Source organism: Mesorhizobium sp. M0698 (assembly GCF_040320455.1).
Lineage (GTDB): Bacteria > Pseudomonadota > Alphaproteobacteria > Rhizobiales > Rhizobiaceae > Mesorhizobium.
The window spans coordinates 182,884-197,716 of record NZ_JAMYPQ010000001.1; the positions used below are offsets into that span (position 1 = coordinate 182,884).

Consider the following 14,833-nt stretch of genomic DNA (forward strand, 5'->3'; position numbering starts at 1 on the left):
TGCGAGCTAGGCTAGGAGCGTAATGCCGGCGTATGAAAGGCAGATGTCGGGAGGAACCGCGCCACGGCGCGCGCTTTCGCGCGCCCTGCTTTTCGCATTGTTGTGCTCTACGGCACTTGTTGCCGAAACCGGAAGTGCGGCAGCCTTCGAGATTTTCGGCATCAAGCTGTGGGGATCCAAAGACGAAGATGCCGATATCGTCGACCCGCTGCGCTATGCGGTGACGATCGAGGCGCCGGACGCCGACAAGGATCTCGCCGAGAAGCTCGAAAACGCCTCGGCGCTGAAGGCCGACGAGGAACACCCGGTATCCGGTTCTCTCGGCCTGCTGGCCAAGGCGCGCAGTGACCGTGAGCAACTTGTTGCCGCACTCTACACTGACGCCCGCTACGAGGGTGTCGTCACCATCACTATTCAGGGCAAGCCGCTCGACGATCTGCCGCCCGATGCCGAGTTTTCGGGTCCGCAGCCGATACCGGTGGGGATAAGCATAGCAGCCGGGCCGAAATTCACGCTTGGCAACATCAAACTGGAAGGCGATGCGGCGGGGCTGGCAAGTGCCGATTTCGGCCTGATCGCCGGCGGTGACGCCAGTTCGGGCGCCGTGCTCAAGGCCGAGGCGGCGATCGTGCGGGCACTCAAGCAAGAAGGCAGGCCGCTGGCCAAGGTGACGGGCCGCGAGATCGTCGCCGAGCACGCCGGTTCGACGCTCGACGTGACGCTTGCCGTCGCCGCCGGCCCGGTCGCCGGCTATGGCGACACCACTGTCGAGGGCACCGAAAAGGTCGACCGCGACTTCACCGAATATATGACCGGCCTGAAGCGCGGCCGCCAGTATTCGCCCGATGAGATCGACGACGCGCGCGACCGGCTGCTCGGGCTCGAGGTCTTCAACAGCGTGACGGTGAAGGAAGCCGACGCGCTCGACGCCGAGGGCAACATCCCGATCGGTGTCGAGGTCAGCGAGCGCAAGCCGCGCTATTTCGGCATTGGCGGCAGCTTCTCAAACACCGAGGGGCTGGGCCTCGAAGGCTATTGGGGGCATCGCAATCTGTTTGGCCGCGCCGAAAAGCTGCGCATCGACGGCAAAATCAGCGGCATCGGCAGCAACGACTTGACCCAGCTCAATTACAATGCCGGCGTCATGTTCGAAAAGCCGGGCGTGGTCGGGCCGGCGTCGAAATTCATTGCCAGCGTCAATACCGTGCTGGAGCACCCCGACGCCTACGACCATTTCTCGGTCAAGGGCAGCACCGGCCTATCCTACGAACTCGACAAGAAGCAGACGGTTTCCGCGCAAGTCGCGCTGGATTATTCGAGGATCCACGACGCTTTCGGCAAGCACACCTATCTGATCGCCAGCATTCCACTGCAATATGTCTACGACAATCGCGACAGCAAGCTCAATCCGACCCGGGGCTTCAGGGTGCTGGCCTATGGCGAGCCGAGCTACGACATTTTGAGCGGGGCTGCGTTTGTCAAGCTGAAGGGCGAGGGGTCGGCCTACCAGTCACTCGATTCGGCCTCGAAATTCGTTTTCGCCGAACGTGTCGCCATCGGCTCTATCATCGGCGCCAGTCTTCAAGATGTTCCGGCAGATCGACGCTTCTACTCAGGCGGCGGCGGTTCGGTGCGCGGCTATGCCTATCAAGGCATCGGCCCGAAGGACAGCAATGGAGAGCCGATCGGCGGGCTTTCCTTCTTCGAGACCTCGGTCGAGATGCGCATCGCCGTCACCGACAAGATCGGCGTCGTGCCGTTCGTCGATGCCGGCACGGTGTCGACCAGGCAGGTCCCCGATTTTTCGGACATGAAGGTCGGCGCGGGTGTAGGCTTGCGCTATCTGACGGCGTTCGGGCCGCTGCGCGTCGACGCGGCGGTGCCGCTCAACCGCGGCCCCGACGATCCTCATTTCGGCATTTATGCCGGCATCGGCCAGGCATTCTGATGGCAATATTCAGGCGCATCCTCCGTATCCTTTTCTACACGCTGCTCATCGTCGTGGCAGCGGCGGTGGGGGCGCTCGTCGTGCTGACCAAAACCGAGCGCGGCCGCGAAAACCTTGCCGGCATCATCTCGACCATGGCCTCGACCGGTGATCGCAAGGTCACTGTCGTCGGCATCGACGGCATCTGGTCGGGCGCGCTGAGGGTCGATCATGTCGTTCTGGAGGATCGCGAAGGCGCCTGGATGGTGGCGCGCAACGTGGCCGTCGATTGGTCGCCGCTGGCACTCCTGTCGAAGAGCTTCAGCGCCGATCGCATTGGGGCCGAGCGTATCGAGTTGGCAAGGCTGCCGGTGGCCAATACACAGTCGAGCCAAAGCGGAGCGACGACGCTGCCGGTTTCCATCGACGTCAGGCAACTCGACCTTCCCGAAATCGCGCTCGGGCAGGCTCTGGCCGGCAGCGGTGTCGCCGAACTTGCAGCCAAGGGAGCGCTCAAGGCGGACGCCTCACCATTGGCGATCGAGACCAACCTCAACATCGTTCGCCACGACGGCAAGCAAGGCACGGTCGACGCCAAAGCCCATTTCGCGCCGGCCGACAACAAGCTCGACCTCGACCTTAAGGCATCCGAGCCGGCCGGCGGCATCATCGCCAACCTGCTCAACCTGCCGGGCGCGCCGCCGGTCAACATTGTCGTTTCCGGCACCGGACCGCTCGCCAACTGGAATGGCATAGGGACCTTCGTTGTCGACGGCCGGATCGTCACCCAGCTTACCGGTCGCCATCAGCTCACCGACAAGGGTCATTATGTCGAGGCCAACGGCGATGGCGAATTCGAGCGCTTCCTGCCCGAAACCCTGAAACCGCTGTTTGCCGGCAAGACCACCTTCGACCTCGCCGGCACAGCGACCGCGGCCGGCGGCGTCGATGTCGAGCGCGCCAATATCGACAGCGGCGCCGTGCACGCGACCGCCACAGGCATTGTCGATCCGAACGGCGCCAGCGACCTTTCGGTGAAGCTCGCCGCAAAGGGGCCGCCGATCGTGCTCAGCCTCGGCAGCGAGGCGCAGCCGATAACCGTGGCGATCAAGGATGCCACGGCCCGCGCTTTCGGCGGTGGCAAGGCGCCGATGGTCGATATCGGCGCGTCGCTGGTCTCGGTGGTGGCGGGCGGCACGCGGGTGGACGACCTGATCGGGCAAGTGCATTCCGATGGTTTCGACATCCAGAACCGTAGCGGGCCGGTCACCATCAAGCTGACGGCGGCCGACCTGAACACCGACGTCGCGACTTTGGCGCCGCTGATAACGGGCAGGGTCAGCGCCGGTCTCGCCGGCTCCGTCAGCAAGGAACAGATTGTCGTCGACGACGGCACGCTACGCAGCGACGCGCTCAATGCGTCCGTAACAGCCACAGTGGCGCTTGCCGATCTGTCGATGACGCTCAAGATGAATGCCGACGCGGCTTCGACGGCGCTGCCGCCGCAAATCAGCTCGGTTCTCGGCGAGCGCGTGCAGTTTTCCGCAACCGCGACACGCGACCCGGACGGTGCGTTCGCCGCCAACGCATTGCAACTCACCTCCGGCACGCTTAGCGCCAGCGGCACCGCCAGTGCGCAAGGCACCGATATCCGGGCCGACATCAAGGGTACGCTGGGCGACGTATCGGTGCTGTCGCCGCTGGTCGGCGCCAAGGTCGGCGGCGCCGTCGGTTTCGCGCTGACCGCAAGCGGCGCGCGCAGCGCTCCGGATTTCTCGGTTTCGGCCAACAGCGACAGCCTGACGGCGTCCGGTCATATGGTGAAACAGATCAAGCTGAGCGCGAGCGGCAAGGCCGATATCGCCAGTCCAGCCGCCGATGTCTCGCTGACCGGCTCGGTCGACGACCAGCCGCTCGACCTCAAGGCATCGCTGGTCACAACCGACGGCAAGCGCTCCATCAATGGACTTGCCGTCTCGTTAGCCGACAACAAGGTCTCCGGCGACCTCGGGCTCGACGACAACCTGCTGCCGCTCGGCACGTTGACCCTCGATGCCGCCGATATTGCTCCGCTGGCCGCACTCGCGGGCCAGTCGGTAGCCGGCGACGTGCGCGGCACCATCCGCTTTGCGAACGACAACGGAGCGCCGACGGTCGCGATCGATGCGACGAGCGCCGTGATTTCGCGCGGCGAACTGGCGGCGAAGACAATCGCCGTCAACGCGCTGGTCGCCAATTATCTCAAAGCACCGGCAATCGCCGGCAAGATCAAGGCCGACACGATCACCTCCGGAACCACGGTGATCAGCGGCATCGATGTCGACCTGAAGCGCGATGGCGACTGGACCGGCTTTAGCGGCGGCGCCACGGTCGCCGGCATTCCGGCCAGCGCGTCCGGGCGGGTCAGGGTTGCGAACGGCACCACCAGCATCGAGCTTGCCTCGGGCGAGGCGACCATCCGCGGCATCAAGGCAGCTGTCGCGCAGCCATCAGCGCTGACAATCGCCAATGGCAGGGTGAGCATAGAGAAATTGGCGCTCGGTGTCGGCGGTGGTTCGGTTGCCGTGTCGGGTACGGCCGGCCAGACGCTCGATCTCGCTGCCACCTTGTCGGCGGTGCCGGCAGCGCTTGCCAATGATTTTTCACCGGGTCTCGATGCCGTCGGCGCGCTCAGCGGCACCGCGCAGGTCACCGGATCGTCGGCTGCCCCAGATATTCGCTTCACCGCCCGCCTCAGCGGCGCCGAAACCAGCCAGACCCGGCAGGCTGGCCTCGGGCCGCTGGATCTCGACGCGGCAGGCCGTTTCTCGTCGGCCAGCGGCCTGGCCATCGAGCAGGCGACGCTTGCCGGCGAGAAAATCTCCGGCAAGGCAGCCGGCACCATCAATCCGAACGGTGCCAGCGATTTTTCGCTCGACCTGGCCTCTACCGGTCCGAGCCTGCCGTTGTCACTTGGCAGCAAGGAGAGCCCGATCAAGCTCGAGCTACAGGCGATATCGCTAACGGCGGCCGGGCAGGGCGCCCAGCCGAAGCTCGACATTTCCGCGACGCTGCCATCGGCCGCCACCAATCTGGCTAAGATCGAGGGCATCACGCTTGCGCTGCACTCCGATCGCTTTGACGTGAAAGCCCGGAGCGGGCCGATCTCCGGCACCGTGACTGCCGAAAAAATCGGCCTCGACAATCCGACTATCGCGCCGCTGATCGCCGGCAAGGTCACCGCCAAACTCGCCGGCAGCCTTGCCGCCGATGCCATCGTCATCGATAGCGGCACGGTGACCAGCGACGCGTTGAACAGCGGCTTCAACGGGCGGGTCTCGCTGGCCGACGGCGCCATCGCCCTCAATGTCAAGGCGGACGCCGCCTCGGCGGCACTGCCGGGGTCGGTACGTGGCGTGCTCGCCGAGCGAACGCAATTCAGTGCCGCGCTGAAGCGGGACGCCAATGGCAATGTCACCGCCAATACCGTCAGGCTGTCGTCCGGTTCGCTGACGGCAGACGGCCAGGCGAGCCTTGCCGACAACAAGCTCAGCGCCGACGTCAAAGGCGCGCTAGGCGACGTCTCGCTGCTATCCAAGGACGCCAAAGGCGCCATCTCTTTCGCGCTGAATGCGCAAGGCGCCAGCACCGCGCCGGATCTGTCGCTGAGTATCAACAGCGACAGGCTTTCGGTCGCGGCGCGCGAGATCACCGGTCTGAAGCTCACTGCCACCGGCAAGGCTGATGCCGCCAACCCGGCTGCGAATGTGCAACTCACCGGAAATGTCGGCGGCCAACCGCTGCAGGGCAGCGCCGTGCTGGCGACATCGGACGGCAAACGCGCCATCAATGGACTTTTGCTGTCGCTCGGCAAGAACCGTATCTCCGGCGACCTGGCGCTCGACGATGCCTTCCTGCCGGCCGGCACCGTGGCGCTCGACCTGCCCGATATCGGTCCGCTTGCGGCCCTGGCACTGGAAAAGGCCGATGGCGATGTGCGCGGCACGATCGCCTTCTCCAAGGCGGGTACCGTGCCGCAAGTCGCCGTCAAGGCGACGACGGCCTCGATCTCGCGCGGCGATGTCTCGGCCAAGGCCGTGAGCATCGACGCGCTGATCGCCAACTATCTGGCGGCACCGGTGATCTCGGGCAAAATCCGTGCCGACAGCGTAACTTCCGGCGGCACGGCTATTCGGGGCGTCAACGTCGATCTCAAGCGCGACGGCGAATGGACCGGCTTTTCCGGTGGCGCTACCGTCAAGGATATTCCGCTGAGGGCGGCCGGCCGGGTCAAGGCGGTCAAGGGCACGACGACGGTCGAACTTGCCTCCGGCGAGGCGACCATCCGCGGCATCAAGGCGGCCATCGCCCAGGCCTCGACCATCAACATCGCCAATGGAGTGACCAGCCTCGACAGGCTGGTGCTCAACCTCGGCGGCGGCACGGCGACGGTCACGGGCAAGGCTGGGCAGGCGTTCGACCTCAACGCGACGCTGGCCCGCATCCCGATCTCGATAGCCAACAGTTTTTCGCCGGGCCTCGATGCCGCCGGTTCCATCTCAGGCACGGTGAAGGTGACGGGCGCGCCGGCCAATCCGGCCGTTGCCTTCAAGATCGACGCCGCAGGCGTTCAGACGTCGCAGACCCGTGGTGCAGGTTTCGGCGGCATGGGCGTTTCATCCTCAGGTACGTATTCGGGCAACAGACTGACGTTCGACGCCAACATGAGCGATGCCGCCGGCCTCGGCCTCAAGGGCGGCGGCACGATGACGACATCAGGCGGGCCCACCCTTGATCTCAACTTTTCCGGCAAGGTGCCGTTCGCCTTCCTCACCAGGACACTCGCCGCGCAAGGCCTGTCCCTGAGCGGCACGGCCGACGTCGATGTGCAGGTGCGCGGCCCGGCGACGTCGCCGGTGATCTCAGGCACGGTCCGCACGTCAGGCGCCCGCCTGCTCGACGCGCGCTCGGGGCTTGCGATCAACGACATCACTGCCGATGTCGCTATCGGCAATGGCGTGGCCAGGATCAATCGCCTGACCGGCACGCTGTCGACACGCGGCAGCCTTTCGGCCAGCGGCACCGTCGGCATCGATCCGGCTAAGGGTTTTCCAGCCGATCTGTCGATCAAGCTCGTCGACGGCCGCTATACCGACGGCAAGGTGGTCACTGCCAATCTTGGCGGCGACCTGACCGTCAAGGGACCGCTCATCTCCGCGCCGGTGATTTCCGGTACCGTCAACTTGGCCAAGACCGTCATCACCGTACCCGAAAAGCTGCCCGGCTCGCTGGCCGAGCTCAACGTCAAGCACAAGAATGCGCCGGCCGCCGTACGTGCGCAGGACAAGGCGTTGCGCCCGGCCGCTGCAAGCAGCGGTGGCGGCGGCAGCGGCCTCAATCTCGACGTCACAGTCAATGCGCCGAGCCAGATCTTCATCCAGGGCAGGGGTGTCGACGCCGAGCTCGGCGGTTCGCTGCGGCTGACCGGCCCGGCATCGTCACCCCAGGCGGTCGGCACCTTCACCTTGCGGCGCGGGCGGTTGACGATCCTTGCCAAGCGGCTGACCTTCACCGAAGGCACCGTCGGCTTTTCCGGCTCTCTGGTGCCCTACCTCAATCTCACGGCGCAATCGAAGACGACCAGCGCCACCGTGACCATCGTGGTGTCGGGCGAGGCGAACAACCCGAAATTCACCTTCTCCTCGGTACCCGCGTTGCCGGAGGATGAGGTGCTGGCGCAGCTGATCTTCGGCCGTTCGATGTCGAACCTGTCGCCGCTGCAGATCGCGCAGCTTGCCGAGGCTGCCGGACAACTGGCCGGCGTCGGCGGCTCGACCTCCCTGCTGCAGAACCTGCGCAGCGCAATCGGCGTCGACGATCTCGACGTAATCACCGATGAACAGGGTGGCACCGCCGTCTCGGCGGGCAAGTATCTCAACGACCGTACCTATGTGACGATCCAGAAGGGCGACAGGCCGGGCTCGGGTAAGGCAACCGTCGATCTCGACGTTGGGCGCGGCGTCAAGCTGCGTGGCGAGGCAACCGACGCCGGCGAAGCCAAAGGCGGTGTTTTCTACGAACGGGAATATTGAAACCGGCCGTTCGCGCAGAACAACTGGTTGCCTGAAGAACGAGCGGCGCAGCGGCGAATGTCCCAGTTTAATTGCCCGTTGAGATTTCAGACGAAATCCCTGGCGCAGTAGCAAATTTGCGCCAAGACTGTCGTTATCGCGCGAACCGCCCTGCTTTCAAAGTTGCACATTCCTTGGCATGTTCCCAATCCGTGCCGTCTTTGACATCATGGCGCGGATGCGGAATGTTAAAAGGCAGAAAGCCAACAATGGGAGTTAGTCATGACGATCTACAAGAGTAACGGCGACCGCGTTCCCGATCACATCCTGGCCATGGCCGAAGATGCCAAGGCAGGCAAGATGGATCGTCGCGAATTTCTGGCTCTCGCCAGCGTCTTCGGCGCCTCGACGGCGATGGCCTATGGCATGCTTGGCCTTGCAGACCCGACGCCGGCCAAGGCGGAAGAGGTGAAGGGCAAGAAAGGCGGGATACTGAAGGTCGCGCAATGGATTAAGGATCCGAAGGATCCGCGCAAGTCCGACTGGTCGGAAATCGCCAATGCCGAGCGCCAGGCGCTCGAGCCGCTGGTCAAATACACCACCGAATACACGTTCCGCCCCTATCTGCTGGAGAGCTGGGACGTGAATGACGACGCCACCGAATACACGCTGCATGTGCGCAAAGGCGTCACCTGGAACAACGGCGATCCGTTCACCGCAGACGACGTCATCTTCAACCTCAAGCGTTGGGCCGACAAGAAGGCCGAAGGCAATTCCATGCCGGGTCGCCTCGGTTCGCTGGTCAAGGACGACAAGCTGGATGAGAGCGCGGTGACCAAGGTCGATGACCACACGATCAAGCTGACGCTCAGCAAGCCGGATATCGCCCTCATTCCCAACGTGTGCGACTATCCCGGCCTCATCGTCCACAAGACGTTCGACGAAAAAGGCGGCGACTTCAAGTCCTGCCCGATCGGCACTGGGCCGTTCGAGCTGGTCTCCTACGATGTCGGCCAGAAAGTGGTCTACAAGCGCCGCGAAGACAACAAATGGTGGGATGGTGACGTCTTCCTCGACGGCATCGAGTTCATCGACTACGGCACCGATCCGGCGGCGATGGTCAGCGCTTTCGAAGCAGGCGAAGTGCACACCAATTTCGAAACCTCGGCCGACTATGTGTCGATCCTCGACGGCATGGACTTGGCGAAGTCCGAGGTCGTCACCGCCTCGACGATCGTCTGCCGCACCAATGTGGCCAACAAGCCTTACGGCGACCAGAAGGTTCGCAACGCCCTGCAGCTCGCGGTCGACAACGCTGTCGTCCTCCAGCTCGGCTACGGCAATGCCGGCACGGTTGCCGAGAACCACCATGTCGCCCCGATCCATCCGGAATACTACGAATTGCCGAAGGTTGCTCGCGACCCGGCGAAGGCAAAGGCGCTGATGGCGGAAGCCGGCCAGGCCGATTTCGAGCACGAGCTGATCACGGTCGACGAGGACTGGCACAAGAACACAGGCGATGCGATCGCCGCGCAGATGCGCGACGCCGGCATCAAGGTCAAACGTACGGTGCTGCCGGGTTCGACCTTCTGGAACGACTGGACGAAGTATCCGCTGTCGATGACCAACTGGAACATGCGGCCGCTCGGCGTCCAGGTTCTGGCGATCGGGTATCGTACCGGTGAAGCCTGGAATGAGACGGCTTGGTCGAATCCGGAGTGGGATGCCAAGCTCAACGCTGCGCTCGCGGTTGCCGACGCAGCCAAGCGCAAGGAAATGATGAAGGACATCGAGCAGATCCTGCAGGATTCCGGCATTATCATCCAGCCTTATTGGCGCAAGCTCTACAGCCATTCGGTCAAGGCGGTGCAGAACTACAAGATGCACCCGACCTTCGAGCGCGACTACGGCAAGGTCTGGCTCGAGCAGGCCTGACCGGACGATCCGGAAAGGGGCGTCTCGCCCCTTTCCCTCGCTCTTTGCATGGTCCTTGGACCGGAAGTCGGCGCAGCAAAAAGTTGCGGACTCTTCGGCCTGGGTCTGCAATAAAAAGGGTATTGCATCTGGGACTGGTCTGAAGGCTTGTTCTGCCGCTGGCGGCAGCGCACGGCTTGCAAACCGGTTCCACCCCCCAACCCGACCGGCAGGGGACCGCCATGCTTTCTTTCGTTATCAGGCGTCTCGGCACCATGGCATTGACGATGCTGTGCCTGACGATGATCGTCTTCTTCCTGGTCAATCTCGGGCCTAATCTGAAGAAGCTCGCGATCAGCCAGACCGAAATGCACACATCCGCCGAGCAGCTTGAGGCTTGGCTGGTCAACCATGGCTATCGGCAGAATTTCTTTATCCGCTACGGCCAATGGCTGGGCATCATGCCCAAGCAGCCGGTGACCGACCCGGCGACCGGCAAGCCCGCACAGCGTTTCTCCTTCTGCAACGATCCGGTCGTGCCGACATTCTCCGGCATCCTGCAAGGCGATTTCGGTTGCTCGACCAAGTTCAAGACGACGGTCGCTTCGAAACTCTTTCCGGCGCTCAGCGCCACCGGCATCCTGATGCTCTGCGTGCTGGCCGTAATGGTGCCGATCTCGCTTTTGATCGGTATTCTCGCCGGCATGCGCGAGGGTTCACGCACCGACCGCACATTGTCGGTGGCTTCGATCGCCTCGACGGCGACGCCCGAATATGTTTCGGGCGTTATCTTCACCGTGATCTTTGCCTCCTGGCTTGGCGTGCTGAACGGTTCGGCGGCCTCGGCCAGCCAGGGCATCACCTTCTATAATTTCACCTTACCGGTGATGACGCTGGCGATATACGGCATCGGCTACATCGCTCGCATGACCCGCGCCTCGATGGTGGAGGTGATGACACAGCAATATATCCGAACCGCCCGGCTGAAGGGCCTCTCCTTCGGCAGCGTGGTGATAAAGCACGCTCTGCGCAACGCGCTGATCGCGCCATTCACGGTCATCATGCTGCAGTTCCCCTGGCTGCTCACCGGCGTCGTCATCGTCGAGGTGATGTTCCGCTACCAGGGGTTCGGCTACACGCTGGTCGAGGCCGCCGGCAACAACGACATCGATCTTCTGCTCGGCTGCTCGCTGGTCTCGGTGTTTATCGTCCTGATCACACAGCTCATCTCCGATGTCGGCTACGCGTTCCTCAATCCGCGCATCAGAGTTCAATAGGAGACCGGCGGATGCAGGTCGAATATCTCAGCGCCTTCAACGTCGTACTCGGCGTGCTTACCCGCTTCTGGCCGGTCTGGATCGCTCTCGCCCTGGTGATGGGGGCGAGCTTCGGCTACAAGAAGAAGCTAGGCCTTTACGGCCAGCTTTTCGACAGCGGCGTCGGCATCGTCGGCGTCGGCATCTGCCTGTTCTGGCTGTTTACGGCGATCTTCGCGTCGACCATCTCGCCCTTCGATCCGCTCGCCCAAGTGCCGATCATGAAGGACGCGCTGCCGGGCGCAATCGAGCCGGCGTCGAAACTTGTATACTATTTCGGCGGCGACAAGCTCGCCCGCGACGTGTTCTCCCGCATGGTCTATGGCAGCCAGATCGTGCTGATCATCGCGCCGGCGGCGACCGGTTTTGCGCTGATGGTCGGCATTACGCTCGGCCTGCCGGCCGGCTATTATGGCGGCAAGATCGATACGGTGCTGTCCTTCCTCGCCAACCTTGTGCTGGCCTTCCCGGTGATCCTCCTGTTCTACCTGCTGGTGACGCCGGGCATCATGGACACGCCGATCCCCTACGCGATGGCAGGGCTGTTCTTCCTGTTTCCGATCATCTTCTTCAGTGTGCTGTTCTGGACGCGCTACAAGAACCGCCCCGACCGCCTCTATATCCTGCTTGGCCTGACGTTGGTACTTGGCGGCTGGATCTATGCAGGCCTTGTCTTCGATGCCGATCCGTTCAAGATCATCCACATCGATCCCAACCAGCTCAACATCTTCGTGGCGGTGGTGTTCGCCTCCAGCCCCGGCGTGTTCCGCATCGTGCGCGGCCTGGTCATGGATATCAAAACGCGCGACTATGTTGCGGCGGCACAAACGCGCGGTGAATCGCCCTGGTACATCATGCTGTGGGAGATATTGCCCAATGCGCGCGGGCCGCTGATCGTCGACGCCTGCCTGCGCATCGGCTACACCACGATCCTGCTCGGCACGCTCGGCTATTTCGGGCTGGGACTGGCGCCGGAAAGCCCGGACTGGGGCACGGCGATCAAGGATGCCAGCCGGCTGCTGCGCTCCTTCATCCACCCGGCGCTGCCGCCGACGATCGCATTGATGTCGTTCGTGCTCGGCCTCAACCTCCTGGCGGATTCGCTGCGCGAACAGTCTATGAAAGATTGATGCCGGGAAAGATTGACGCCGGGAAGATCGATGCCGGGTTCGGCCCGATATGCCTGAAGAACAAGGATTGGAGCGACCCATGAATGAGGCAGTTCGAAATCCCGCCAAGCCGACCAATGGCCCGATCATCGAGATCGAGAACCTGTCGATCTCCTTCTTCACCCGCAAGGGCGAGATCCCGGCCGTCATGGATTTTTCCTGCACGGTCATGCCTGGCGAGGCGATGGGTATTGTCGGCGAATCCGGCTGCGGCAAGTCGACCGTGTCGCTCGGCATCATGCGCGACCTCTCCAACATCGGAAAGATCGTCGGCGGAAAGATCAAATTCCAGGGCAAGGACATGGGAGAATTGTCCGACGAGGAACTGCGCGCCATCCGCGGCAACAAGATCGCGATGATCTACCAGGAACCGATGGCCAGCCTGAACCCGGCGATGAAGGTCGGCCACCAGCTGATGGAAGTGCCACTGATCCACGACAAGGTGTCGAAGGACGAAGCTTACAAACGCGCCTTGGAAATGGTGCGCGCGGTGAAGCTGCCGGATCCCGAGCGCATGATGCGTTCCTACCCGCACCAGCTTTCCGGCGGCCAGCAGCAGCGCATCGTCATTGCCATGGCGCTGCTGTCGAAGCCGGCGCTGCTTCTGCTCGACGAGCCGACGACAGCGCTCGACGTGACGGTGGAGGCCGGCATCGTCGACCTGGTCAAGGGGCTGGGCGAGAAGTTCGGCACCTCGATGATCTTCGTGTCGCACAATCTCGGCCTGATCCTGGAGACCTGCGACCGCATCACGGTGATGTATTCGGGCGAAGCGGTGGAGACCGGGAAGATCAAGGACGTCTTCGACCGGATGCGCCATCCCTACACGCAAGGCCTGTTCCGCTCGATCCCGCTGCCGGGCGCCGACAAGAATTCGCGGCCGCTGATATCCATCCCGGGGCAGTTGCCGCTACCGCACGAGCGGCCGAAGGGCTGCAATTTCGGCCCGCGCTGCCACCATTTCGTCGAGGGCGTCTGCAACGCCGCCGAAATTCCGATGATCGCGGTCGAAGGCCATGACGGGCATTTCTCGCGCTGTGTGCGCTTCAACGAGATCGACTGGGAGGCGCTGCCACCCGGCGCCAAGAAGGTCAACGAGCGGGTGGTGCCCGGTGCGCCGGTGCTCCAGATCGAAGACCTCCGGAAGTACTACAAGGTCGGCGGCAGCGAAGTGTTCGGCTCGAGCGAGGGCCGTGTCGTCAAGGCCAATGAGACGATCTCGTTCATGGCGCGCGAATCCGAGACCGTCGCTATCGTCGGCGAATCCGGCTGCGGAAAATCGACCCTGGCCAAGGTGCTGCTCGGCCTCGAAACGGCAAGCTCCGGCCGCGTCAAGCTCGGCAACAAGGAGATCCAGTCGACCGGGATCGAGAAGCGCAGCGTCGACACGGTGTCATCGATCCAGATGGTGTTCCAAAATCCGTTCGACACGCTCAATCCCAGCCATTCGGTCGGTTCGCAGATCATCCGTACGCTGGAAAAGTTCAATGTCGGCGACTCGGTGGCCGACCGCCGCAAGCGGATGCTGGAATTGCTCGACCTGGTGAAGCTGCCGAGGGCATTCGAGACACGCAAGCCGCGCCAGCTTTCAGGCGGCCAGAAACAGCGCATCGGCGTTGCGCGTGCCTTTGCCGGCGACGCCAAGGTGGTGGTGGCCGACGAGCCGGTCTCGGCACTGGATGTGTCGGTCCAGGCCGCGGTGACCGAGCTCTTGATGGACATCCAGCGCAAGAACAAGACGACGATGCTGTTCATCAGCCACGATCTGTCGGTTGTGCGCTACATCGCCGACCGCGTCGTCGTCATGTATCTCGGCTATATCGTTGAGCAAGGCACGACCGACCAGATATTCGCGCCGCCCTATCACCCCTATACCGAGGCATTGCTGTCGGCGATCCCGATCGCCGACACAAGCGTGGTCAAGAAGCACGTCGTGCTGGAGGGCGACATCCCTTCGGCGATGAACCCGCCGTCCGGCTGTCCGTTCCAGACGCGCTGCGGCTACAAGAAACTGGTGCCGGACAACCTTTGCGAAACCAAGGTGCCGCCAGTCAAAAATCTCGGCGACGGCCATATGAGCTTGTGCTGGCTGTCCGACGACGTGCTGGCGAAAATGGAGCCGGTGATCAAATTCGACAAGGAGCACGCCGCAAATGAGGGCGTGCCGGATGATGCAAACCACGGTGTTGGCCCGGGCTTTGCCGGAGATCCGCCCAAGCGCCCGCATGGCAAGACTGGCAGCGTTGAAGCCGATGCCGAGGGTCAGGCAGTGGAGAATGCCGAAGCGGTCGCCAAAGCCCGCCGTCACGAGGTTCGCGACGAGGTTTCAGAGACCGGCACCTCAAGCTCTGCCGACAGCCAGGTGGCACCAATCATGCCGCCGACTGTCGGCGACGGCCGACAGGCCGAGGACGCCACGCGCAAGCCGCGCAAACCCAAGGGCGGCTGAGAGCCGTT

The 14,833-nt window shown here is 63.3% G+C and carries 6 protein-coding genes; all 6 read left to right on the forward strand.

The features are described from left to right. Window positions 1-22: 22 nt before the first annotated feature. Window positions 23-1,948, forward strand: coding sequence for an autotransporter assembly complex protein TamA (locus NKI16_RS01015; RefSeq protein ID WP_023675844.1), 1,926 nt, complete (start codon window positions 23-25; stop codon window positions 1,946-1,948). Further along, complete coding sequence (locus NKI16_RS01020) at window positions 1,948-7,998, forward strand: translocation/assembly module TamB domain-containing protein (protein WP_352621232.1); 6,051 nt, start codon at window positions 1,948-1,950, stop codon at window positions 7,996-7,998. The genes NKI16_RS01015 and NKI16_RS01020 overlap by 1 nt, the downstream gene beginning before the upstream one ends. A gap of 261 nt (window positions 7,999-8,259) precedes the next feature. Continuing rightward, a complete protein-coding gene (locus NKI16_RS01025) occupies window positions 8,260-9,912 on the forward strand; it encodes an ABC transporter substrate-binding protein (protein WP_023675846.1) in 1,653 nt (550 codons plus the stop codon). A 221-nt stretch (window positions 9,913-10,133) separates the two neighbouring features. After that, the gene (locus NKI16_RS01030; RefSeq protein ID WP_023675847.1) at window positions 10,134-11,168 is read left to right on the forward strand and encodes an ABC transporter permease; all 1,035 of its coding nucleotides are present in this window, start codon (window positions 10,134-10,136) and stop codon (window positions 11,166-11,168) included. Window positions 11,169-11,179: 11 nt separating this feature from the next. Next, window positions 11,180-12,337 carry an ABC transporter permease gene (locus NKI16_RS01035; protein ID WP_023675848.1) on the forward strand — a complete coding sequence of 386 codons (1,158 nt, stop codon included), beginning with the start codon at window positions 11,180-11,182 and terminating at the stop codon, window positions 12,335-12,337. A 79-nt stretch (window positions 12,338-12,416) separates the two neighbouring features. Then, window positions 12,417-14,825, forward strand: a complete 2,409-nt coding sequence (locus NKI16_RS01040; protein WP_352621229.1) for a dipeptide ABC transporter ATP-binding protein — start codon at window positions 12,417-12,419, stop codon at window positions 14,823-14,825. Window positions 14,826-14,833 lie beyond the last annotated feature (8 nt).

What these genes read in the sequence shown, in the direction of transcription:
- NKI16_RS01035 (WP_023675848.1), top strand. Translation starts at nt 11,180, where the DNA reads ATGCAGGTCGAATATCTCAGCGCCTTCAACGTCGTACTCGGCGTGCTT.
- NKI16_RS01025 (WP_023675846.1), top strand. Translation starts at nt 8,260, where the DNA reads ATGACGATCTACAAGAGTAACGGCGACCGCGTTCCCGATCACATCCTG.
- NKI16_RS01030 (WP_023675847.1), top strand. Translation starts at nt 10,134, where the DNA reads ATGCTTTCTTTCGTTATCAGGCGTCTCGGCACCATGGCATTGACGATG.
- NKI16_RS01015 (WP_023675844.1), top strand. Translation starts at nt 23, where the DNA reads ATGCCGGCGTATGAAAGGCAGATGTCGGGAGGAACCGCGCCACGGCGC.
- NKI16_RS01020 (WP_352621232.1), top strand. Translation starts at nt 1,948, where the DNA reads ATGGCAATATTCAGGCGCATCCTCCGTATCCTTTTCTACACGCTGCTC.
- NKI16_RS01040 (WP_352621229.1), top strand. Translation starts at nt 12,417, where the DNA reads ATGAATGAGGCAGTTCGAAATCCCGCCAAGCCGACCAATGGCCCGATC.